This is a genomic window from Methylobacterium thuringiense, assembly GCF_022179645.1.
In the GTDB taxonomy this organism is placed as follows: Bacteria; Pseudomonadota; Alphaproteobacteria; order Rhizobiales; family Beijerinckiaceae; genus Methylobacterium; species Methylobacterium thuringiense.
In genome coordinates, this window is sequence record NZ_BPRA01000015.1 from 192,229 (window position 1) to 214,858 (window position 22,630).

Here is a 22,630-nt window from a genome sequence, read left to right on the forward strand (position 1 = left end):
GCAGCAGACGCAGGTTGAACCGAGGAACATCGTGGAGCGGTCGGGCTGCCCGTCTCAGAGAACGGGCATGGCGCCGGCGACCGTGATGAGGGCACCCGAGGTGTAGCTGCTCTCGCCCGAGGCCAGCATCACGTAGGCCGAGGCGAGTTCGGCCGGCTGACCGGGACGCCCGAACGGCACCTGCTCGCCAAAGCTCTTCACCGCATCTTCGCTCATTCCGCTCGGGATGAACGGCGTCCAGATCGGGCCCGGTAGCACGCCGTTCACGCGGATGCCCTTCTCTGCGAGCAGTTGCGACAGGCTGAGCACCAAGTTGCTGAGTGCGCCCTTGGTGGCGCTGTAGGCCACGAGCGTCGGCATCGGATGCTTCGAGTTCACCGAGGAGGTGAAGATCACCGAGGCGCCGGGCTTCAGGTGCGGAAGCGCCGCCTTGGTCACGTAGAATGGACCGAACACGTTGGTGCGGAAGGTCTTCTCGAAGATCGCGTCCTCGATGGCGTCGAGCCCCTGGTTCGGCTGCTGGAAGGCGGCGTTGTTCACGACCACATCGAGGCGGCCGTAGGCCGAGACCGTCCGCTCAACGAGCTCGCGGGCATAGGCCGGATCCGTGATGTCGCCGGGCAGCAGAAGGAAACGCCGGCCCGCCTTCTCGATCCAAGCGCCGACCGTCTCGGCATCTTTCTGCTCGTCGGGCAGATAGGAGATCGCAACATCGGCGCCCTCACGGGCATAGGCGATGGCGACGGCCCGGCCGATGCCGCTGTCGCCGCCGGTGATCAGTGCGGCCTGACCGGCCAGCTTGCCCGAGCCCTTGTAGCTCTCCTCGCCGTGGTCCGGCTCCGGAGTCATCTTGTCCGTCTTGCCCGGGAAGCTTTGGGGCTGACCCGGGAAGGGCGGGCGCGGATATTTGTGCAGCGGATTTGTGGTCATCAAAGGCCTCCGATGGAATGCCGCGACAACCATCCCCCTGGGTGGGTGTTCCGAGGGATCGGACCGCCCGGCTGCGGCATCCGGTGCCCGCGGGCCGATTCATGTGAACATCGGCCGATGCGGCGTGTTGCGTTGCCGATCCCACCGTCTCGGACAGAACGACCATGCGCACGGCATTCGTCATCGCCACGGCCTTGAGCCTCACCATCGCCGGCGCCGCCCTGGGGCAAAGCACCGGCATCTCGGCGGGCGGCGCTGCGGATCGTCCGACGCCGCGCGTGAGCGCCGGTCCCCGGTCGAACCAGATCGACACCCGCGTGCCCGCCGGAGCATCAGGTTCGCAGGGTAATTCCACCGTCTCCGGCACGACGCCGGGGACGTCGATCGGTGGTACGACGACGGGTGGTCCGCCCGGCACCGGCGGTGCCGCGGGAGGTCCGTCACTTGGCAATCGATAGAAGGCTCTTCGACGGATCGGACGCTCACGCGTCGAGAGAAGGCGCTTCCGCCTTCGTCTCGATCACCGAAGCTGCAGTCGCACGCGTCACTCCGCTGAGCGCAGACCTCGACCGGCACGATGCATTCCCGACGGAGGCCATCGACCACTTTCGGGAGTGCGGTCTACTCAAGGGGCCTCTTCCGATGGCGGCCGGCGGTGTCGGCTTATGCGAACCCGAGCAGGTCGCGGCTTTGCGCGAAGTTCTCTATCTGGTCGGACGTGGCAGTCTCGTGCTCGGGCGGCTCTACGAGGGCCACGTCAATGCGCTCGCGCTCGTGCTCCGCTACGGCAGCGCCGAGAGCCGGGAGCACTTCGCGCAGGATGCGCGGGACGGGCACCTGTTCGGAGTCTGGAACACCGAGCCGGATCCGGGCGGCCTTTCGCTGATGCAAGCGGACGGCGTGATGCAGCTGGGCGGCATGAAGAGTTATGCCTCGGGTGCCGGCTACGTCACCCGGCCGCTGGTGACGGCGCGCACCGAGGACGACCGACGGCTGATGCTGGTGGCGCCGCTCGAGCCCGGTACGCGCTCCGATGCGACGGCATGGCGGGTGCACGGCATGCGCGCCACCGCCACCGGCACGGTGGAGTTTTCCGGATTGCGCATCGACACCGAGGCAGTGATCGGCGAGCCCGACGACTACTTCCGCCAACCGTTTTTTTCATGCGGAGCGTGGCGGTTTCTTGCCGTCCAGTGCGGCGGCATCGCATCGGTATTCGAGGCGCACCGTGCACACCTCCTCAAAACGGGCCGGGGCGGCGATCCGCACCAGCGTGCCCGGCTCGGCAAGGCAGCGGCAGCGGTCGAAACCGCGCGCCTTTTCGTCGCCGGCGCGGCCGAAGCTGCAGCGCATGCCGAGGCCGATCCGGAGGGCGCGGTCGCCTACGTCAATCTCGCGCGCGGGGTGGTCGAGCGGGCGGGGCTCGACGTGATCGAGCTGGCTCAGCGCTCCGTCGGCCTGTCGGGCTTCCTCGAAGCGCATCCGCTGGAGCGGCGCGTGCGCGACCTCGCCACCTATCTGCGCCAGCCGGCCCCGGACTATGCCCTCGCCTCGGCCGCCGGCCATATTCTCGATGCACCAGGGCCGTTCCACGCGCTCTGGCAAAGGCCGTGACGCCATGCGCGCCGACGCTTTCTTCGCCGCCCTGGAGCAGATGCCTGTCGCAACTCTGGACACGATGCTCGGTGCGGGCGGCCTTGTCGTGGTTGCACCTCATCCCGACGACGAAAGCCTCGGCTGCGGCGGTCTGATCGCGTCGGCTTGCGCGGCGGGACGCGGGGTGCGGCTCGTGGTGCTGAGCGACGGCTGCGGCTCACACACCCACTCCCGCACTTATCCGCCGGAGCGCCTGCGCGATCTGCGCGAGACCGAGACACTGAACGCTGTGGCCGAGCTCGGGCTCGCCGCCGAGCACGTGCGCTTCCTTCGCCTCCCCGACGCCGCAGTGCCAAGCACGGGACCGGAAGCCGAAGCGGCGGCTCTGGTGATCGCCGACGCGGCCTGTGCCTGCGAGTACGGCACGGTCTGTGTCACGTGGGGCCACGACCCGCATTGCGATCATCAGGCCGCCGCCGCGATCGTTGCCCTGGCCCGGCCGCGCCTTGGAACCACACGCGTCTTCGCCTACCCGGTCTGGGGCTGGACCCTGCCGCCCGAAACCGAGGTCGGCCCGGCACCCGAGGGCGTTCGGCTCGATGTGACGGACAACAGCGCGGCGAAACGCCGGGCCATCGCAGCGCACGCCTCGCAGACCACAGCGCTCATCGCCGACGATCCCGAGGGTTTCCGCCTGGAAGCCGCGATGATCGACCGGCTCTGCGGCCCTCACGAAGCCTTCATCGAGGTGCCTGCATGACCCGTCACCCGACCTCGCTGTCGCCAGCATACTTCGCCGGTCTCTACGCCGACGATCCCGACCCATGGCGCTTCGCAACCAGCGATTACGAGCGTGCCAAGTACGCGGCGACGCTGGCGGCCCTGCCTCGGCCCCGCTATGCCTCGGCTCTGGAGGTCGGCTGTTCGATCGGCGTGCTGACGCGCCAGCTCGGGTCCCGTTGCGGGGCTCTGACGGCCTTCGACGTGGTGTCCTCCGTGCTCGAAAGGGCGCGTGTCGCCTGTGCCGACCAAACCCAGATCCGCTTCCTGCAGGCTGCCGTGCCCGGCGACTGGCCGGATGGGCGCTACGACCTCATCCTGCTTTCCGAGATCGCGTATTACCTCGACCGGGCCGACCTCGCCCGCCTCGTCGCCTGCGTGGAGACGGCTCTGCTGCCCGGCGGGGACATCGTCCTCGTCCACTATCTGGGCGAGACCGACTACCCGCTCTCGGGTGACGCGGCGGCGGACGGCTTCATCCAGGGCTCCGCCGGCTTCGCTGAGATTCTCGCCCAGTCGCGGACGGCCGAGTATCGGCTCGACGTTCTCCGGAGGGCCGTCCCTGAGGTGGCAGTCGCGTGAGCACCGTCAGCGTCATCACGCTGAACAAGAGCCGCCGTCCCCACCTCCTGCGCCTGCTCGAAGGGCTATCGCGCGGACCAGCGCCGGCCGACTGCATCGTCGTGGAAATGGGTGGCGACACGGCTGCATTGCCTGATCCCGGTTGTCCGCTGCATCGGGTCGATCTGCCGAGCGAGGGTCTGCCGCTGGCTGCAGCACGCAACGCCGGACGCGCTGCAGCCTCGGGCGGGACGCTGATTTTTCTCGATGTCGATTGCATCCCCTCCGCAGATCTCGTCGCGGGCCTCGCTGCGGCGGTTGCGGAGCACGACGGCCTCGTCTGCTGCGAGATCCGCTATTTGCCGCTCGGTGCGGTGACGGATGGCTGGACGGAGGAGGGTCTCGACCGGGTTGGGCTGCGGCATCCAGCACGTGTATTTCCAGCGCGGGGCATCGTGGCGGCAGACAAACCGGGATTGTTCTGGTCGCTCGCCTTCGCCGTGCGCGCGACGACTTTCGATCGCCTGGGTGGCTTCGATGAGGGCTTCGACGGCTACGGCGCCGAGGACACCGATCTTGCCTTCCGCGCCTCCGAACTCGGCGTACCGGTGCTCTTTGCTGCAGGACCACGCGCCTGGCACCAGCACCACCCGTCCTGCGACCCACCGCTCCAACACTTTTCTGACATCGTCCGCAGCGCCCGCCGCTTCCACGCGCGGCACGGCCTCTGGCCGATGGAGGGCTGGCTCGAGGCCTTTAGCGAACGCGGCTTGATCGCGTGGGATCGGAGCGATGGACTCGCTGTTCGGCGCGTGCCGACGCCGGACGAGATCGCCGCGGCGCGGCTATCGCCGGACCAAGCCTTCTGAGGACGTCCAGGTGCCGGGACGTCGCCGGTCTTCGATCTCCTGTGCCATCGCTTCGATCTCGGACACCGTTCGCGTAAGCGCATCCGGCTCGGCGAGGCCGGCGATCATCGCAGGATCGAGCGCGAGCCCCCGGCGGACGAGATCCGGCCATTCCGCAGCGGCCGGCCAACCGTCGGAGACGACGACGGCAGCCCCGAGCAGGGCCAACGCTTCGGCCTTGGCCGCCTGTTCGTCATAGGGGCGCGGTTCGGGCAGACAGATGAAGCGCTTGGCCGCCCCTACGACCGCAGCCACGACGCCGTCACCGCCGCCACCGACGACGAGGGAGGCCGCCACGAGATGCGCGCCGACATCAGTGACCCAACCGTGCAGATGCAGGTTCGCAGGCAGCGATAATGCGGCGCTCGTGCCATGAACCGGGCCTAGGACGTGCCAAGCGCGATCCGGTACGGCGTCGGCTGCGTCAGCCAGCAGCGCGAGCCGGCCGCCCTCGCCACCCTGCCCGAAGACGACGACGATCCGGCCGTCCTCGGCCGCTGCCGGCGCTGGAGCCGCTCCGAGAAACCCAGAAAACAACGTCTTGGCGCGGACCCAATCCGGCATCTCCCCGCCATCGAGAGCAGCGGGAAACGGCGCGATCAGGCGTCTCGCACTCCGGAATGCTTCGAGATGAGGCAGATCGGTTCGTGTCCCGGCAAGCCGCACGACGAGCGTCGGTACGGACAGGAGGCGGCACAGCAGGGCTACCTCGACCGAGACGTCGACGATGACCAGAACCGGATCCGCTTCGGCGATCCAGGCCGCGATCCGCGCCATTCGTGCGCGGATGCCAGAGTGGCCGAGCGGCGCGTAGTGCAGGCTTGTCGGGCGGTCGACCTCGCGATCGTCTCCGTCGAAGCCGGCGATCCGGTCGTCCGGCAGATCGACGAACGGCCCCGGCGCGTTCCCCGGATCGCGTTCGGAGAACGTCCCGATCAGCGTGCAGGGCCGGTCGAGCGCCCGTCCGATCATGCAGGCGCGCTGCCAGTGCCCGGCGCCCTGATGGTGGACGTAGATGCCGATCGGCCGAGTCACGCCGCATCCTCGCCAAGCAGCACATCGAATTCCGCGAGGGCCGGCTCGAGATCTTGGAGCACCGCCGGGGCCGCCCGGGCGTCGAGCCACCGGCTTGCCCGCTCGACGAAGGCGATGGCGTTCGGACAGGTCTCGGGGGCGATGGCGGAGCGATCCTCGTGGTCGAGCCCGATTTCTTCGGCAACGCAGGACCAGCCTCCCGCAACAGCAATCTCGGGCCAAAGCCGGCGCAAGGCCGCGCGGCGCTGGATCAGGGCGCACCAGTGCGCGGGCGACGGCAGCCGGTAGGCGTCCCCACCGCCCGCGACGGCAAGGCGCCGGATCATCTCGACCGCCATGCCACCCTCCGCGCGCCCATGGGCTCGGTCTGAGACATGGACACTGACGGCAGGACAATGCCGCAGCCGCCCGCCCTGCTCCTGCACGCGGCCCACCAGAGCGTTGTCCTCGCCTCGGCGCAGCGCCGGCAATCCGCCGACGGCGCGATAGAGGGCCGCCCGCAGGGCGAGACTCGCGCCGGTATGGTCGCCATGGCGCGGAGCCGGGTCGTGGACGGGCGGATCGAGCCTGTCCTCCAGTGCGCGGACAGCCTGCCAGTAGCGTTCGATCCGGGCATGCAGGCCTGCGACTGCAGGGTCCAGCTCGGTTTCGCGTGCAATGATGAGGCGGCCGCCGACGATCTCGGCCGTGGACAGGGCGCGCAGGTTGGCGGCGACCCAATCCGGCGGAAGCCAGGCGTCGGCATCGGTGGTGAGCAGGACGCCATCCTCGCAACCCTCCTCATCCAGCCAGTCCGCGCCGGTCTCGAGCGCGAGGCGACGTGCCGTGCCGACATGCGCCTCGGCGGGGGCGAGCGTCGTCTCGATCAGGCGCACGTCGAGGGCCGCAGTCTCACCGCCGGCGATCATCGCCCGCACAGCCTCCACAGTGCCATCACTGCAATTGTTGGCTGCGATCACGACGCGCAGTCCCGCGTCCTCCGGAAAACCGTCCTGAGCCGCGAGCGAACGGATCAGGCGGGGCAGTCGCTCGACCTCGTCCCGCGCCGGCACGCAGACCACGGCCGCCGATCCTCTAGGGTCGCTCATCGCGGTCAGACCGCGACGGCGTCGAGCATGCGCCCCGGCTGCTCGCACGCGGGCGCAGCGGCGAGGATGGAGTGGTAGAGCGCTTCGTAGCGATCCGTCATGGTCTCGACGTCGAACAGCGCTTCGCCACAGGCCCGACAGGCCTGACGGTCGAGCCGGATCGCTTCGCCGATGGCGCGTGCGAGATCAGCGACGTCGTCGGCGCGGGCGCAGCGGCCGCAGCTTCGCGCGATCAGGTCAGGCAGCGCCCCGCGGGCGAAGGCCGCCACCGGCGTCCCGCAAGAGAGGGCTTCGGCAACGACAAGGCCGAACGGCTCCTCCCAGCGCGGCGTGACGAGGGCGACGGTGGCCCGGCCAAGATGTTCGGCGAGCGCACCATGCGACAGGTGACCGAGATCGGTCAGGTCCGGCCCCAAGCGAGGCGCGATGTCTTTCGTCCAGTAGGCGATGTCGGTGCGCGGCCCGGCAAAGGTCAGCGGCAGTCCGGCGAGGCGTGCGGCGTCGATCGCCAGATGCAGGCCCTTCTCCGGAACGATCCGGCCACTCCAGAAGGCGTAAGGCGGCTCCGTCGGCTCGGCCCGGAAGCGGAAGATGCTGAGATCGATGCCGTTGCCGATGACATGCGCGTGCGGCACCAGCACCCGCCATTCCTGCGCGAGGCTTTTGGAGACGGCCGCGAAAGTCATCCGCGGAAAAGCCGCCGCGACACCGGCGGCGAGCGAGGCGAAGGGCGGCGTGTGGAGTGCTGTAACCATCGGTACCCCAAGACCGCGGCTGGCCCGTAGCGGCAGGTCGTGCAGGCTGTTGTTGTGTACGAGATCGAACCCGCCCCGTGCCACGGCCGCCATCATCTCCGTGTAGGCCGCGAACTCCGCAGCATCGACGGCGAGGGCCTTGACCGGATCGGCGAAGGCTTCGCCGGTGGGCGTACAGACGGTGTGAAGATCGAGCGCCGGATCGGATCCATGCGCGGCGAACAGTGTGACGGTATGACCACGCCGTTGCAGCGTCCGCGTCAGGAGGTGCGTGTGCATTTCGAGGCCGCCCGCATAGGGCTGAGCGATCGGATGTTTCAGATGGGCGAGGATTGCGATCTTCACGCTTGTCCAGTTCGTCGATGTCAGTTCTCGAAATCGTACAGGCATGTGCTTCGCAATGTCGCGAATGCCGGTACCGATCCCACTTCAGTTCCGGCACAACCTCGCCTCAGTAGAACGAGTTCCTGGCCTCGCGTGCATCGACGAAAGGTCGCATGCGACTATCTTGCGAGGGGCGCAAGTGTGGATGCGAGCACGGCACACGATGAGCTGAAGGGCGACGATTTCTGCGCGGATCCGGCGCGTCACGCCTTTCGGGTGCGGACGACTTATTGGGTTGGCGTGGTCGCATTTCTGGCCCTCGTCGTCGGTGGCGCAGGCATCCTGCTGGCGCGGCCTGGATCGTGCCGCCATTGCCGGCAAACCTCGATCAGACGGGATGGAGCTGCGGCCTGCATCGACGGGCTGGGGCACGGCCGCGGCAGCATGATCTCCGATCTCGCCCGGCCCTGGTATGCCGGGATCTAACGGCACGGCCCGAGCCTGCGCCACACGCTCACCGTCGCCCGTTTCATCCACAGCGGAGACGAAACGCCGCGTGGTGCAGGCGAGGCCATGCGCGTTGTTGGGCCGGAAGCAGGGCGGCGATCTCGTGTCCGGACGCCGCCCGATCGACGATGGTGGCGTATGCGCGAGACCGGACGGCTCGACCTCGATGAACGGGCCATGGTGCTGGAGCGCCAACGCACCCTGAAAATGGCGCGCTCGGCGCATGCCTATGTCCGCGGCAATACCGGCACCTTCTACGATTGGCTGGACGGCCTGAACCGCGGCACGCTGCCGGAAGGTCCTCCTGTCTGGATCTGCGGCGACTGCCACCTCGGCAATCTCGGACCGCTCGCAGATGCCGACGGCCGTGTCGACGTTCAGATCCGCGACCTCGACCAGACCGTCATCGGCAACCCGGCGCACGATCTCGTGCGGCTCGGCCTCTCGCTGGCAAGCGCCGCCCGCGGCTCCGATCTCCCGGGTGCCGTCACGGCACGGATGCTGGACGGCATGATGCGCGGCTACGCCTCGGGCCTCGGCGGCCCGATGGGAGACGGGCCGGCAGAGCCGGACGTGGTGCGCAGCGTGCGCCGACGGGCGCTCGGGCGGCACTGGAAGCATCTCGCCCGCGAGCGCCTCAAGGATGTCGAGCCTGCGATCCCACTCGGCCGCAAGTTCTGGGCGCTCGACGACGCGGAATGGCATGCCCTCAAGGAGTTGTTTCGCGAGACGCGCGTACGGAACCTCGTGCTGAGCCTCGAAAGCCGTCGCGAGGGCGCCGAGATGCGTCTGCTCGATGCCGCCTACTGGATGAAGGGCTGCAGTTCGCTCGGTCACCTGCGCTACGCGGCGCTCGTGCGGATCACCGAGTCCGACGGCAAGCGCAAGCTCGCCCTCGTCGACCTCAAGGAAGCCGTCGCGGCAGTCGCGCCGGCGGCCCCGGGCGCGGAAATGCCGGCCGACCACGCCGAGCGGGTCGTCGCCGGGGCGCGCGCCCTGTCGCCGAACCTCGGCGAGCGCATGCTGCCGGTGCGCCTGCTGGACCGTCCCGTGGTGATGCGCGAATTGCGGCCGCAGGACCTCAAGCTCGACGTCGACCAGTTCTCGCAAGGCGAGGCCGTGCGCGCGGCGCACTACCTTGCCCATGTGGTCGGTCGGGCCCATGGCAGGCAGATGGAAGAGACGTCGGCCAAAGCCTGGCGCCGGGATCTCGCCGGCGGCAGTTCGGCCACGCCGTCATGGCTCTGGTCGAGCGTGGTCGAACTCGCCGGACGCCACGAGGTCGGCTATCTGGAACATTGCCGGCGCTACGCCGCCGAGCAGGAGGCGGCGTAGGCGATCGGAGCCGAAGGATCGAGTTCATGAAGGTGGTCGCGGATCTGTGCATCGTGCCGATGGGCGTCGGCCCTTCGGTTTCCGGCTATGTCCGGGCGATCAAGGCCATCATCGATGCGAGCGATCTCGACGCCGAGATGCATGCCAACGGCACCAATATCGAGGGTGAGCTGAGCGACATCTGCCGTCTGGTCGAGTTGTGCGAGCAAAAGCTCAGCGAACTTGGTGTCCAACGCGTGTTCTTCACGATGGCCTTCTCGTCGCGCCGCGACAAGGATCAATCGATGGCCGACAAGCTGGCTGCCGTTTCTTAGATTTCGGAGGCACCCACGACCGAGAACCGGCAGGACTCTCCGGTCCGCAAGATCATCCACATCGACATGGACGCGTTCTATGCGTCCGTGGAGCAGCGCGACGATCCGGCTCTGCGCGGCAGGCCGATCGCCGTCGGCGGATCGCGGGAGCGCGGCGTGGTGGCGGCGGCGAGCTACGAGGCACGCGTCTTCGGGGTGCGCTCGGCGATGCCTTCGGTCACGGCGCGCCGGCTCTGCCCGGACCTCGTCTTCGTGAAGCCGCGCTTCGACGCCTACCGCGCGATCTCGGAGGAAATCCGCGTGGTATTCGCCGAGCACACGCCGATCATCGAGCCGGTGTCCCTCGACGAGGCCTATCTCGACGTCACCGAGAACCTGCAGGGCCTGCCGACCGCGACGGACGTGGCGCGGGCCATCCGCGCAAGCATCCTGGCGCGCACCGGCCTCATCGCCTCGGCCGGGGTCTCCTACAACAAGTTCCTGGCCAAGGTGGCCTCCGACTTCAAGAAGCCCGACGCATTGTTCGTGATCACTCCGGCGATGGGGCCACGCTTCATCGAGGATCTCGCCATCGGCCGGTTCCACGGGGTCGGTCCAGTCACCGAAGCGAAGATGAAGCGGCTCGGCATCCATACCGGTGGCGACCTGAAGGCGCGCTCGCTGGACGAACTCGCCACCGCCTTCGGCAGCCATGCCTCCTACTACTACGGGGTGGCCCGGGGCATCGACGATCGGCCGGTGCGGGCGCACCGTATCCGGAAATCCATCGGCGCCGAGACCACCTTCTTCGACGACCTTGCGGAGTTCGATGCCCTCGCCGAGCGTTTGCAGCCGCTGATCGATAAAGTCTGGACGTCGAGTACGATGAAGGCCGTGCGCGGACGGAGGGTGACGCTGAAGCTGAAGTTCTCGGATTTCGAGCAGATCACGCGCGCGCGCTCAGTCCCGGCCTGTGTTCCGGATCGCGCGGCCTTCGAAGCGATCAGCCTCGGTCTGCTCCGCGAGGCATTTCCGCTTCGCCGCAGCGTACGGCTCGTCGGGGTCTCGCTATCGGCCCTGGAGCATGGCCCGCAGACGGCGCCTGAGCAGCTCGGCTTCGGTCTTTGAGGTCCGGGAAAGGCCGCAACCGCCTTGATACTCGGCCGCCATCGGCGTGAAGCAACCTGTGCTGAGGTCGTACGACAGCCATCCGGCGGCAGATCTCGGTCACCGGAAGCCCCGTCTCCTGCTCCTCGCTGACGGCCTCATCTCGATCATCCATCGCTCGTTTCGACGGAGCCTGACTTCAGAGCGGACCCATTCCATGGGACAAAATCCGCAAGCCGGATGCCCTGCGAATGACGTTCAGGATACGTCCGATCGCGCAAGTTCGGCGGTGATATGCTTCACGGACGGCGTGACGATCGCGACGAACTGGGCCTCGCGGAGGCGTCGGAACGCCTCCGCACCCTCGAGGTAACCGCGCGCGCCGAAATGCAGCATGGCCGACTGCGCCGCCTCCAGAGCGAGCCAGGAGACGTCGAGGCGTAGCCGCAGGGTTTCGAGGAAGGTCTTTCGGTCGGTTTCCGCATGCGACCGAGCCGCCTCCGCGACCCGTGCGGAGATAGCGGCCACGCGATCCTCGATCGCGGACGGCCCGAGCGGCAGGTGCTCGGCCGGGGCGCGACCTCGCGCATCGGCGCGCATCAGAGCCGCGACGCCCCGAGCGAGCCCGAGACCCATGCCGGTCTGCAGCAGGACGAAGCCGTTGCGGATGCGAGGCACGAAAGCGGCCGCGTCATGCGCGATCACATCGAGATCGGGGACGAAAGCGTCCCGGATCATCACCGTGTAGGTGCCGGTGCCTTCCAGCGCGACGAAACGGGCATTGGCCGAGATCGCCACGCCCTCGGCTCCGGCCTCGAACAGGCCCATAACCCGGCGTCCGTCGGGCAATGAAAAGATGCCGGCGAAAACGTGCCCGGGGGCGAGGTTCGAGACCCAGGGCAGGCGTCCGCGCACGCGGTATCCGCCGGCCTCGCGCTGCGCCGTCAGCGCCAGCGGCTCGATGCCGGAGAACGCCTTCATCGGGTTCGACAGGCCGGTGCCGCCGAGCAGACGTCCCTCGGCGACTCCGGCGAGGAGACGGCGCGGGCCGGACTCCTCGGAGCGGGCGAGGTACCAGACCAGCGCGTCTTGGCACCAGACGCAGAAGGCAGTGGAGAGGCAGGCCTCGCCTGCCAGCGTCATCGCCTCGACCGCGGCGAGGAGCCCCGCGGCCGATCCGTCGACGTGGCGGCCGTAAGCGCCGGCAGCGCCGAGACTGCGCAGCACATCCTCCGGGTAGAGCCCGGCATCGATCGCCTGGGCCTGCGGATGCAGGTCGTCGCGTACGATGGCCGCGACATCGCGCGTGATCTCGATCCGTGCGGTCGCGGCCATCGGCTCAGACCCGCGCGAGGCTGACGGAGACCGGGTTCTTCACGGTGTTCAGCACCGGCGACCATTGCCCGGCATGGGCCACCAGTTCGTCGAGTTCGGCCGGGGTTGCGCCCTCGATGTCGAGACGCGCCTTGAGCCGCACGGCGGTGAGGCCCACGGCCTTCTCCGACAGGTCGCCCGTGCCCCATACTGAGGTGATGTTGATGTCGCCCTCGCTCTCGATCTCGATGCCTTTCACGGTCCAGCCGCGGGCGATCGCGTTGGCCTGGAGGCCGACGGCGACGCAGGTGCCCAGCGCGGCGAGCAGCGCTTCTGTCGGGTTCGGGGCCGTGTCGTCGCCGAGGAGCGCCGGCGGCTCGTCCACGACGTGGGCCTCGAGATTGCGGACGTAGGTCAGGTGCCGGAACCGGCGGCCCTCGGCGACCGTGCGGGCGCGAACCGTCTTGACGACGGTGGGGTCGGAGCGGCCCCTCTCGGAGAGAGCGGTGAGCGCGTCGCGATCGATCGGCTCGAAGGTCTGAACGATCTCGCGGGGTGCAGCGGAGGAGGACATGCAGTCTTTTCCGTTCTTCAGGTGGCGGGAACCCAGCGGGCGCGGGCCGCCAAGCGGCCGAGCAAGCTGTCGAGGGCGTAGCCGATCAGGCCGATCAGCAGGACGAGGGCCGCGAGGCGATCGTAGGAAAGCGTGTCGCGGGCGTCGTTGATGGCGTAGCCGAGCCCGCTCGTGACCCCGAGATACTCGGCCGGCACCAGCACGATCCAGGCGACACCGAGCGCGAGGCGAAGCCCCGTCAGGATGTCCTGCGTCACGGCCGGCACCACGATGGTGCGCAGGGTGACGAGCCCGCCGGCACCGAGGTTGCGCGCGAGCGTCAACCAGACCGGATCGACGCGCTTCACGCCGGCCGCGGTCGAAAACAGGATCGGCCAGATCGCGGCGGCCGCGATCAGGAAGACGATGGCGCCGTCCCAGCTCGGAAACACCAGGATCGCCACCGGCATCCAGGCGAGCGGCGAGATCATGCGCAGCAGCTGGAACGGCGGCTGAAGGATGCGCTCCAGACGCAGCGACGAGCCCATGAGCAGGCCGAGCGGCGCACCGAGCACGAAGGCGAGGCCGAGCCCCTGCAGGATGCGGGCGAGGCTTGGCGCCGCCGCGCGCCAGGCCTCGCCCGTGCTCAGCAGGTCGGCGAAGGAGGCCAGTGCCGGCCCCGGCGCGAAGCCGACGAAGGCGGAATAGGCCGGGATGCTCTCCAGCACGAGGCCGGCGACGAACCAGAGCGCCAGCAGCCCGCCGAGCCCGATCAGCGGAGCGATCCGGTCGAGCCAGGGACCGAGAGCGCCCGCCCGATCGGCCTGCCGCTCGGGCGGCGCGGCCTCCACCGCGGGGTCGGCGATGCCGACCGGAATCACACCGCCGCTCACAGGCTGAGAACCTCCTGGCGCGTCAGCGAGGCCGCATCCGCCGCCCCCGGCCATTCGGGATAGCGCTTGAGCGAGGCGATCACGAAGCGGTCGTCGACGAGATCCCGCGCCACGAAATCGGGATCGAGACCCTTGAGGAAGGAGGCGTCGCCTTCGACGACCGTCTTGCCCATCGCCTCGACGATCAGTTTGGTCGCGGATGGATAGGGCCAGGGCTGGAAGTCGATGCGCTGTCCCTCCCAGTCGCGGTGGCGGATCGCGCCGCTTTCCTCGTAGGACGCGCCGTAATCGGTCATCGCCTTGATCACCACGTCGGCCGGCATCGGCAGGTAGCCGCGCCCATCCTTGGAGATCAGCCGGGCGACCTCCTCGCGGTTCTTCACGATGTAGGCCTGGGCGCGCACGATGGCGTCGACCGCCTTGCCCGTCCATTCGGGCTGCGCCGCGACCTGCCGCTCATGCGCGACGACGACGCAGCAGGGATGGTTCTTCCAGATGTCGCCGGTGAAGCGCAACATGCGTGCGCCGGCCTTGATCTCGCCGAGCGCATTGAACGGCTCGGCGACGATGTAGCCGTCGATCTTCCCCGCCGCGAGCGCCGCCAGCATCTCCGGTGGCGGCAGAACCTGCAAGGCGCATTCGTTCGCGCCTGCTTCGCCCCGGATCACCGGCGTCACGCCGGATTCACGCAGCGCGTATTGCAGCACGACGTTGTGCATCGAGTACCAGTACGGCACCGCGATCCGTTTGCCGGCCAGCCCCTTGAAGTCGGTGATGCCGCTCTTGCCCCCGACGACGATGCCGGAGCCGTTGGTGTGCGCCCAGGCCAGGATCTTGACCGGGAACTTGTTGTTGTAGCGCATCCAGACCGGGATCGGCTTGAGCAGGTGCGCGAGATTGAACTTGCCGGCTGCGAACCCCTCGACCAGCGCCGACCAGGAGCGCACCGGCGTCGGGTCGGCGACCTTCAGGCCGGCCTCCTCGAAATAGCCCTTGGCGTGGGCGACGAGAAGCGCAGTAGCATCGGTGATCGGCAGGTAGCCGATGCGCACGGTATCGTCGTCGGCGGCATGGACCGCCCCGGCCGACAGGCCCAGCGCCCCGCCGCCGAGCAAAGCGGCGAGGCCGCCCTTGGCCAGCGCGTCGAGGGTGTTGCGCCGGGTCCAGTCGGCGCGAGTCCACTCGTGCGTCCACAGGGCGGAGAGATCGTCGGGGGCAGTCATCGGGTGTCCAGTCGAGGATCAGGCCGCTTGGCGGTTGGTATCGCGGGGTTCGTAGGAGCCGACGCGGCGGCGCAACTCCGCTTCGGCGTCGGCTCCGAGGGGAAAGTCGGCGACGATCCCCGCCGGCCGGCCGCCAAGCACGATGGCGCGCTCCGCGAGCGCGGCGACGTCGGCGAGATCGTGCGTCACGATGACGAGGGTCAGCCCACGCTCGCGCGTCAGCCGCAAGACGTCGGCGCGCAACGCGCCGCGCATCTCGGGGTCGAGCGCCGAGAACGGCTCGTCGAGAAGCAGGATTTTCGGGTCGCTCGCCATCGCACGGGCCAGCGCAACACGCTGCTGCTGACCGCCCGACAGCTCGGACGGCCTGGCGTCGGAGCGGTCGGCAAGCCCGATCTCCCGGAGGATCCGATGGGCCTCGACCGTCACCCCGGAGCGGTCTCGGCGAAGTCTGCCGGACAGTCGGGCCGGGAGCAGGACGTTGTCGAGCACACTCGCCCAGGGAAGCAGGGCCGGGCGCTGAAACATCACCGTACAGCCCGGGACCGGTCCGCGGACGGTCTTGCCATCGATCCGCACCTGTCCGGCCGAGGGCGAGACCAAGCCGGCGACGATCTGCAGCAAGGTCGACTTCCCCACGCCGGACCGGCCGAGGATACCGACGCGTTCGCCGGAGCGGACACGAAAGGCGACATCCGCGAGTACCGGGCTCCTGCCGTGCCGAAAGGCAACGCCGTCGAGGCTGATGCGAGATTCGGTGAAGGACATCGATCCTGTAAGGTTGGGCGCGGCCCAGCACGTCGACGGCCCCATGACCGTCGAACGCCTGCAAGACGCCGCGTGATCGAGAGAGTGTTTGCTCCTACAAACGGCGTCAATGGACGCTCAATCCAAAGAACTTTGCAATTTAGGAGAAAATTTCTACTGTGGGATCATGAATAGAAAATTATCGCATTTCATCGCACGGCACCGATGTGCCACCGGATTTCAGGACCTCGCGCAACGTTTTGAGGGCGAGCCGATCACCAACCCGGCGCGATGCCGCTGCGAGAATTTCTCCAAGGTGATCCATCGGCGGGGGCCGCGAACGTCGAAGTCGCGACCCTGGAATGGACCGATCGATTCGACATCTGCCGCCCGCCCGAGCCATCGCGTCCTGCCGTCCGCAAGCCACGGATGGCAGCAAAACGCTTGGCCCACGTCGTTCCAAGGCTTTCGGAAGGCAGAACGTCGGCTCTCACATGGGGCGTCGCGCCGTTCTGAATACGATGCGCAGCCCTCGATGCGAGCTAAGCCCGACCCGCGATGGGCGAAAGCATGGCTGGATCGATCCCGTTCATCCGCAGCACACGATCGTACTTGTCGTCGAGGGTGGGGTTGAAGATCAGCTCCGGGTCGGCCGCGCAGGTGAGCCAGCCATTGGCCATGATCTCGTTCTCGAGCTGTCCTGCCTGCCAGCCGGCATAGCCGAGTGCCAGGATGGCGCTCGAAGGACCGCATCCCTCGGCGATCGCACGCAGAATCTCCACCGTCGCGGTCAGGCAGACGCCGTCGTCGATCAGAAGCGTCGACTGGTCGATGCGAAAATCGGACGAGTGCAACACGAAGCCGCGCTTGGCGTCGACGGGACCGCCCATCAGCACCGGCATGTGCCCGACCTGCTCGCGCAGGCGGATCGCGTCGGTCTCCGGCGCGATGTCGAGCTGCATCAGCAGGTCCGGCATGGTGAGGTCGGTGGCGGCCTTGTTGACGATGATGCCCATCGCCCCGTCGGCTGAGTGGTGGCACAGGTAGATCAGCGAGCGGGCGAAGCGCTCGTCGCCCATGCCCGGCATCGCCACGAGGAACTGACGATCGAGATAACCCGACCCGTCGTCTTCGACAGGTACGGGTTCGTCGGATGACTGCGGAAATCGCTGCATGGCCCCATGCTAGCCCCGGGGCGGGCTTTGTCCATAAGGCAATGACGCGGCATCCATCCACGGGCGTGCCGTTCCCATCGCCTCGACACCGTCATCTCGTCACGCTAACGCTGCCGCACGATCGAGGAGACGGAACGAATGTCCATTCAGGTTGGCGACCACCTGCCCCAGGCGACCTTCCGCGTGAACGGCCCGGACGGCCCGCAGGCGAAGACCACCGACGACGTGTTCAAGGGCCGCCGCGTCGTGCTCGTCGGCGTACCCGGCGCCTTCACCCCGGCCTGCCACCGCAACCACCTGCCCGGCTTCGTTGCCAAGAAGGACGAGATCCTCGCCCGCGGCATCGATGCCATCGCCATTACCGCGGTGAACGACGTCTTCGTGCTCAACGCCTGGCAGGAGGCCACCGGCGCCGAGAGCCTGGAATTCCTCGCCGACGGCAATGCCGAGTTCGCCAAGGCGATCGGCCAGGAACTCGACGGCAGCGGATTCGGCCTCGGCCCGCGCTCGCAGCGCTACGCCATGCTCGTCGACGACGGCGTGGTGCGCGTGCTCAACGTCGAGGACTCGCCCTCGAAGGCCGAGGTCTCCAGCGCCGAGGCTCTGCTCAAGGTGATCTGAAGCCGTCTCATGGAATGGGACGCGCAAGAAGCCGGGGCATGTCCCCGGCTTTTTTGCGTCCGCTTGCGAGAGTTCGCGCATATTCGGTCCACGGCATTCCCGCGATTTTCTTGGACACCTCGGCAGCTATCAGCGTAGATATTTTCAATCTACGAGTCGGCCGGGCAATATTTTAGATTCTCGATACGTCAGGATCGGCGCGACCAACCTAGATATTCTAAATTTCAAGCAATACAGCTTCCGCGGGTAGCGCGGTCGCAGGTCCGAGGGAGGTCGTTTTGAAGCGTCTCGTTCTGCTGTGTACGCTTGCGCTCGCATCACCTGTCCATGCGGATCAGGTCGATCTGTCGACCTCCACCTGCAAGCAGTTCCTCGAAAGCGGTGAAGAGGGCATCAAGACCACGCTCACCTGGCTCGACGGATACTACAAGGACGAGGACGACCCGCCTGTGATCGATACGGACAAGCTCGTGGCCAACAGCAAGAAGCTGGGCGAATTTTGCGCCAAGAACCCGACCCTCGGCCTGATCACCGCAGCCGACAAGGCGCTCGGGAAGTAGCAGCGATCTCGGACGGCCCCGCCGATCGGCGAACGCGTTGCGCTAGAGCGCTTTCCGACCAAGTGGATACCGGTTGGTCGAAAGAAAGCGCGGCAAAACAAAGCTTTAGAGACGCCGAGCCGATGCAATCGGATCGGATACGGCTCTAACGCGACCAACCGTAGTCTCGCGCATGGCCCGCCGTGCGATGGAAGGCGAGCCGGCGATCGTATTCCAGCGGGTTCTTCGGCTGCACCAGCGCGCCGGGCGGCACGTTCAACCAGTCCACGAGGCGCGTCAGCATGAAGCGCATCGCCGCGCCCCGTGCGAGGATCGGCAGCGCGTCGACCTCGGCCAGCTCTAGGCGGCGACGTTCCTCGTAGCCGGCAATCATCGCAGCGCCCATCTCGCGCTGGTAGCGGCCGTCCGCTTCGAAGCACCACGCGTTGAGGCAGATCGCGAGATCGTAGGCGAGCGCGTCGGTGCAGGCGAAGTAGAAGTCGATGATCCCGGAGAGATCGTCCCCGATGAAGAAGACGTTGTCGGTGAAGAGATCGGCGTGGATAACACCGCTGGGCAGATCGCGTGGCCAGTTGGCTTCGAGCAGTGCGAGATCGGCGCTGGTCCGCTCTGCGAGCCCTGGTGCGACGGTGTCGGTCTCGGTGCCGGCCTGCTCGAACAGCGGCCGCCAAGCCTCGACGGACAGGCTGTTGGCCCGGCTCATCGGAAAATCGCGACCGGCCTCGTGAAAACCGGCGAGCGCCCGGCCGAGTTCGCGGCAATGGTGGGCGGTGGGACGCTTCACCGAGACGCCGTCGAGGAAGCTGATGATCGCGGCGGGCCGGCCGCAGAGCGCGCCAAGCGCGGTGTCGTGGCGGTTCCTCACCGGCTGCGGGCATGAGAGCCCGGCGCGGAACAGGTGTCCCATCAGGTTGAGGAAGAACGGCAGGTCCTCCTCGCGCACGCGCTTCTCGTACAGCGTGAGGATGTAGGAGCCGGCCGTGGTGTGCACGAAGAAGTTCGTGTTCTCGACGCCCTCGGCGATGCCCTTGTAGGACAGGAGCGAGCCGAGATCGTACTCGCCCAGGAAGGCGGTGAGCGCCTCGTCGGAAACCTCGGTGTAGACGGCCAAGGAGTGCCTGCCTCTCGCTTCGCGCTCAAAACAAAGGGCGCCGTCGAGGCGCCCTTGTCCGTCGTCGTGTCCGTGCCGGATTACTCGGCGGCTTCGCTGCGCAATTCGCGCGGCAGCGGGAAGGACATGTCCTCGACCGTCACCGACACCTGATCGACGCTGACGTCGTAGCGTGCGGCGAAGGCGTCGATGATCTCCTCGACCAGAACCTCCGGCGCAGAGGCGCCCGCGGTGAGGCCGAGCCGGCGGATGTTGCCGAAAGCCTCCCAATCGATCTCTTCCGCCCGCAGCACGAGGCGGGTGATCGGACAGCCGGCACGCTCGGCCACTTCGCGCAGGCGCTGCGAGTTCGAAGAGTTCGAGGAGCCGACCACGATCAGCGCGTCGACCTGCGGAGCCACTTCCTTCACCGCTTCCTGGCGGTTGGTGGTGGCGTAGCAGATATCGTCCTTGTGAGGCCCGGTGATCAGCGGGAACTTCGTCTTGAGTGCCGCGACGATATGCTTGGTGTCGTCGACCGAGAGGGTGGTCTGGGTCACCCAGGCCAGATTCTTGGCGTCCGCCACTTCGAGATTCTCGATCTGCTCGAGATCCTCGACCAGCGTGATCGACCCCTTGGGCAGCTGGCCCATGGTGCCGACGACCTCCGGGTGGCCGGAATGGCCGACGAGGAGCACGTGGCGCCCGCGCTTGTGATGGATCTCGGCCTCGCGGTGAACCTTGGTCACCAGCGGACAAGTCGCGTCGATCGTGGTGAGGCCGCGGGAATCCGCGTTGTTCGGCACCGTCTTGGCCACGCCATGCGCCGAGAAGATCACCGGAGCACCGGAATCCGGCACCTCGTCGAGTTCGCGCACGAAGATCGCGCCCTTCCGCTTCAGCGTCTCGACCACGTACTTGTTGTGGACGATCTCGTGGCGGACGTAGACCGGAGGCCCGTAGATCGCGAGCGCGCGCTCCACGACATCGATCGCGCGAACCACGCCGGCACAGAATCCGCGCGGTGCGCAGAGCAAAATCTCCAGCGGCGGCTTCTCGCCGCTGATGGCGGGATGAGGGATCCGGTCGGGATCCGCGGTCAGGTTGATGGTATCGGCGCTCATGATCTCGCGGATGTGGAGAGGCTGGGGGCGGGCTGTCAACCGGCGTCGCGGGGGAATTCCGAGATAGCACGGGCTCCCTAGCACAATCCGTCGCCGACGTGACCCCCGCGTGTCGAACGGCACAGGATCACGCTCGCATGCCGCGGTTGCGCGGGCTAAGGGACAGCTTCCCCTCCCCTCGCGGGACGATGCAGCCCCGGGAGCCCCATGGCGAGCGCCACGACGCACGCGAGCTTCCTGCCGCCGGTCCTGACATTTCTGTCGGCCGCAGTGGTCGGCGTGCCGATCTTCCGGTTGCTCGGACAGAGCGCCGTGCTCGGCTATCTCGTGGCCGGGGTGGTGATCGGCCCGTTCGGCTTCTCGCTGATCGCCGAGCCCGAGACGGCGGCAAGCGTCGCCGAGATCGGCGTGGTGCTGCTGCTTTTCATCGTCGGGCTGGAACTCGAGATCTCCCGCCTCGTCTCGATGCGGCGGGATATCTTTGGACTTGGCGCAGCGCAGTTGGCGCTTTGTTCGCTGGTTCTCGCCGGTGCGGGGCTGATATTCGGGCTGTCGGTCGCGGCCGCGGCTGTTATCGGCATCGCGCTCGCCCTTTCGGCGACCGCGGTGGCGCTGCAGTTGCTGGAAGAACGCGGCGATCTCGGCAGCGCCTATGGCAGCCGCTCCTTCGCGGTGCTGCTGTTCCAGGACATCTCGGTGGTGGCGATCCTCGCCGTGCTGCCGCTGCTCGCTTCGGCGGGAGCGACGCCGGAGGGCGGTTGGATCGAGGGCGCGCTGCGCTCCACCGCCATCGCGGGCTTGAGCATCGTCGCCGTGATCCTGGTGGGGCGCTACGGCCTCAACCCGTTCTTCCGCCTGCTCGCCGCGTCCGGCGGGCGCGAGGTGATGACGGCAGCGGCGCTGCTCGTCGTGCTCGGTACGGCGCTGCTCATGGAAGAGGTCGGCCTGTCGATGGCGATGGGCGCCTTCCTCGCCGGCGTCATGCTCGCCGAATCGAACTTCCGCCATCAGCTCGAAGCCGACATCGAGCCGTTCCGCGGCATGTTGCTCGGCCTGTTCTTCATGAGCGTCGGCATGTCGATCGACGGCGGATTGCTCAAGGCGCACTGGCCTGCCTTGTTCGGCGCAACGGCCGCCGCGATCCTGTTCAAGGTCGTTCTGGTGGCGGGCCTGTTCCGGCTGTTCGGTTCGTCGTGGCTCGATGCGGTGCGCGGCGGCGCGGTGCTGGCGCCGGCCGGCGAGTTCGCCTTCGTGATCCTGCCGGCTGCGGGCGAGCTACGCCTGCTCGATCCGGCTGCGACACGCTTCTCGGTGGCGCTGGCGGCGCTGACGATGATCGTCGGCCCGATCGCCGCCAAGGGTCTCGACACGGCGCTCGCGCGAAGACCGGTAGTCACTGAAACGCCCGCGGATACGATCGAATCCGCCGAGGCGCGCGTCCTCGTCATCGGCTTCGGGCGGTTCGGGCATCTGCTGACGCAGGTCCTGCTGGCCGAGGGGGTCAGCGTGACGGTCATCGACAAGGACGTCGAGCAGATCCGCAACGCCGCCCGCTTCGGATTCCGGGTCTATTACGGCGACGGGACGCGGCTCGACGTGCTGCGCGCCGCCGGCATCGGGCGGGCCGAACTGCTCTGCATCTGCATCGACGACGCCCAGGCCGCGCTCAAGATCGTCGACATCGTGCACGAGGAATTCGCAAGCGTGCGGACCTATCTGAGGGCCTACGACCGCAACCACGCCATCGAGCTGATGAACCGCGACGTCGACTTCCAGATTCGCGAAACCCTCGAATCCGCCCTCCGCTTCGGCCGCGCCGCCCTCGAGGGTCTGGGGCTCTCCGAGCAGGCCGCCCTGGCCCGCGTCGAGGACGTCAGGAAGCGCGACCTCTCCCGTCTGGTGCTGCAGCAGGCCGGCGCCCTGCCCGACGGGGCGGCCTGGATGCGCGGGGCGACGACCGAGTTGCGGCCCGAGCCTTTAACCGAGCCGCAGCGGCCGTCGCGGGCGCTCAGTGCGGAGACGCGAGGCCTGCTGGAATCGGAGCGCCGTGAAGCCGCGATGCGGGAGCTGGAGCCGCACGACGCCGCTGCCGATGGTTAGCAAGCGCAGCA

23 protein-coding genes are annotated in these 22,630 nt (G+C 67.9%); 11 read left to right on the forward strand and 12 right to left on the reverse strand.

The features are described from left to right. Positions 1-54: 54 nt before the first annotated feature. Positions 55-930, reverse strand: coding sequence for an SDR family oxidoreductase (locus tag MFF07_RS16940; protein ID WP_147813969.1), 876 nt, complete (start codon positions 928-930; stop codon positions 55-57). Between the two features lie 164 nt (positions 931-1,094). Between MFF07_RS16940 and MFF07_RS16945 the strand changes: the two genes are divergently transcribed. From MFF07_RS16945 to MFF07_RS16965, 5 genes are all read left to right on the forward strand, one after another. Next, on the forward strand, positions 1,095-1,388 hold the full coding sequence (locus tag MFF07_RS16945) for a hypothetical protein (RefSeq protein ID WP_147813967.1): 294 nt from the start codon (positions 1,095-1,097) through the stop codon (positions 1,386-1,388). 61 nt (positions 1,389-1,449) lie between these two features. After that, entirely contained in the window at positions 1,450-2,544 is a 1,095-nt protein-coding gene (locus MFF07_RS16950) for an acyl-CoA dehydrogenase family protein (protein ID WP_373322384.1), read from the forward strand. Positions 2,545-2,548: 4 nt separating this feature from the next. Continuing rightward, on the forward strand, positions 2,549-3,286 hold the full coding sequence (locus MFF07_RS16955; RefSeq protein WP_238232415.1) for a PIG-L deacetylase family protein: 738 nt from the start codon (positions 2,549-2,551) through the stop codon (positions 3,284-3,286). Further along, on the forward strand, positions 3,283-3,888 hold the full coding sequence (locus MFF07_RS16960) for a class I SAM-dependent DNA methyltransferase (protein WP_238232416.1): 606 nt from the start codon (positions 3,283-3,285) through the stop codon (positions 3,886-3,888). The genes MFF07_RS16955 and MFF07_RS16960 overlap by 4 nt, the downstream gene beginning before the upstream one ends. Continuing rightward, complete coding sequence (locus MFF07_RS16965) at positions 3,885-4,736, forward strand: glycosyltransferase family 2 protein (RefSeq protein ID WP_147813961.1); 852 nt, start codon at positions 3,885-3,887, stop codon at positions 4,734-4,736. The genes MFF07_RS16960 and MFF07_RS16965 overlap by 4 nt, the downstream gene beginning before the upstream one ends. Here MFF07_RS16965 and MFF07_RS16970 read toward each other — a convergent pair. Genes MFF07_RS16970 through MFF07_RS16980 form a run of 3 tightly spaced genes read right to left on the reverse strand, consistent with a single transcriptional unit; the run spans position 4,713 to position 7,998 of the window. Continuing rightward, a complete protein-coding gene (locus MFF07_RS16970; protein WP_147813959.1) occupies positions 4,713-5,810 on the reverse strand; it encodes a glycosyltransferase in 1,098 nt (365 codons plus the stop codon). The two genes, MFF07_RS16965 and MFF07_RS16970, sit on opposite strands and share 24 nt — an antisense overlap. Then, the gene (locus MFF07_RS16975) at positions 5,807-6,898 is read right to left on the reverse strand and encodes a glycosyltransferase family 2 protein (RefSeq protein ID WP_147813957.1); all 1,092 of its coding nucleotides are present in this window, start codon (positions 6,896-6,898) and stop codon (positions 5,807-5,809) included. The genes MFF07_RS16970 and MFF07_RS16975 overlap by 4 nt, the downstream gene beginning before the upstream one ends. A gap of 5 nt (positions 6,899-6,903) precedes the next feature. Continuing rightward, positions 6,904-7,998, reverse strand: coding sequence for a glycosyltransferase family 4 protein (locus MFF07_RS16980; protein ID WP_147813956.1), 1,095 nt, complete (start codon positions 7,996-7,998; stop codon positions 6,904-6,906). Positions 7,999-8,622: 624 nt separating this feature from the next. On the opposite strand from MFF07_RS16980, the gene MFF07_RS16985 reads away from it, so the two are divergent. The 3 genes from MFF07_RS16985 to dinB are packed head-to-tail and all read left to right on the forward strand — an operon-like array spanning position 8,623 to position 11,240. Further along, complete coding sequence (locus tag MFF07_RS16985; protein ID WP_238232417.1) at positions 8,623-9,819, forward strand: DUF2252 family protein; 1,197 nt, start codon at positions 8,623-8,625, stop codon at positions 9,817-9,819. 26 nt (positions 9,820-9,845) lie between these two features. Continuing rightward, positions 9,846-10,133, forward strand: coding sequence for an MTH1187 family thiamine-binding protein (locus MFF07_RS16990; RefSeq protein WP_147813952.1), 288 nt, complete (start codon positions 9,846-9,848; stop codon positions 10,131-10,133). After that, complete coding sequence (gene dinB / locus MFF07_RS16995) at positions 10,134-11,240, forward strand: DNA polymerase IV (protein ID WP_373322385.1); 1,107 nt, start codon at positions 10,134-10,136, stop codon at positions 11,238-11,240. 237 nt (positions 11,241-11,477) lie between these two features. Here dinB and MFF07_RS17000 read toward each other — a convergent pair whose 3' ends face one another. The 6 genes from MFF07_RS17000 to MFF07_RS17025 all read right to left on the reverse strand — a co-directional run bounded on the left by MFF07_RS17000 (position 11,478) and on the right by MFF07_RS17025 (position 17,124). Then, positions 11,478-12,554 (reverse strand): acyl-CoA dehydrogenase family protein, encoded by a 1,077-nt coding sequence (locus MFF07_RS17000; protein ID WP_238232419.1) that lies wholly within the window; start codon positions 12,552-12,554, stop codon positions 11,478-11,480. A 4-nt stretch (positions 12,555-12,558) separates the two neighbouring features. Next, the gene (locus MFF07_RS17005; protein ID WP_238232420.1) at positions 12,559-13,107 is read right to left on the reverse strand and encodes an OsmC family protein; all 549 of its coding nucleotides are present in this window, start codon (positions 13,105-13,107) and stop codon (positions 12,559-12,561) included. Between the two features lie 17 nt (positions 13,108-13,124). After that, on the reverse strand, positions 13,125-13,979 hold the full coding sequence (locus MFF07_RS17010) for an ABC transporter permease (RefSeq protein WP_373322375.1): 855 nt from the start codon (positions 13,977-13,979) through the stop codon (positions 13,125-13,127). Continuing rightward, positions 13,976-15,202 carry an ABC transporter substrate-binding protein gene (locus tag MFF07_RS17015; protein ID WP_238232421.1) on the reverse strand — a complete coding sequence of 409 codons (1,227 nt, stop codon included), beginning with the start codon at positions 15,200-15,202 and terminating at the stop codon, positions 13,976-13,978. The genes MFF07_RS17010 and MFF07_RS17015 overlap by 4 nt, the downstream gene beginning before the upstream one ends. 18 nt (positions 15,203-15,220) lie before the next feature. Next, entirely contained in the window at positions 15,221-15,970 is a 750-nt protein-coding gene (locus tag MFF07_RS17020) for an ABC transporter ATP-binding protein (protein WP_238232422.1), read from the reverse strand. Positions 15,971-16,491: 521 nt separating this feature from the next. Next, the gene (locus MFF07_RS17025) at positions 16,492-17,124 is read right to left on the reverse strand and encodes a YqgE/AlgH family protein (protein ID WP_238232423.1); all 633 of its coding nucleotides are present in this window, start codon (positions 17,122-17,124) and stop codon (positions 16,492-16,494) included. Between the two features lie 138 nt (positions 17,125-17,262). On the opposite strand from MFF07_RS17025, the gene MFF07_RS17030 reads away from it, so the two are divergent. Together MFF07_RS17030 and MFF07_RS17035 are read left to right on the forward strand one after the other, a co-directional pair. Continuing rightward, a complete protein-coding gene (locus MFF07_RS17030) occupies positions 17,263-17,745 on the forward strand; it encodes a peroxiredoxin (RefSeq protein ID WP_147813936.1) in 483 nt (160 codons plus the stop codon). Between the two features lie 278 nt (positions 17,746-18,023). After that, positions 18,024-18,305, forward strand: a complete 282-nt coding sequence (locus MFF07_RS17035; RefSeq protein ID WP_238232424.1) for an HdeA/HdeB family chaperone — start codon at positions 18,024-18,026, stop codon at positions 18,303-18,305. Positions 18,306-18,450: 145 nt separating this feature from the next. Here the strand turns inward: MFF07_RS17035 and MFF07_RS17040 are convergent, their stop codons facing one another. Further along, on the reverse strand, positions 18,451-19,416 hold the full coding sequence (locus tag MFF07_RS17040) for a homoserine kinase (RefSeq protein WP_238232425.1): 966 nt from the start codon (positions 19,414-19,416) through the stop codon (positions 18,451-18,453). Between the two features lie 80 nt (positions 19,417-19,496). Then, positions 19,497-20,519 carry a 4-hydroxy-3-methylbut-2-enyl diphosphate reductase gene (ispH, locus tag MFF07_RS17045; RefSeq protein WP_147813930.1) on the reverse strand — a complete coding sequence of 341 codons (1,023 nt, stop codon included), beginning with the start codon at positions 20,517-20,519 and terminating at the stop codon, positions 19,497-19,499. 207 nt (positions 20,520-20,726) lie between these two features. Here ispH and MFF07_RS17050 point away from each other — a divergent pair, with 207 nt between their 5' ends. Further along, complete coding sequence (locus MFF07_RS17050) at positions 20,727-22,619, forward strand: monovalent cation:proton antiporter-2 (CPA2) family protein (RefSeq protein WP_238232426.1); 1,893 nt, start codon at positions 20,727-20,729, stop codon at positions 22,617-22,619. Positions 22,620-22,630: the final 11 nt, after the last annotated feature.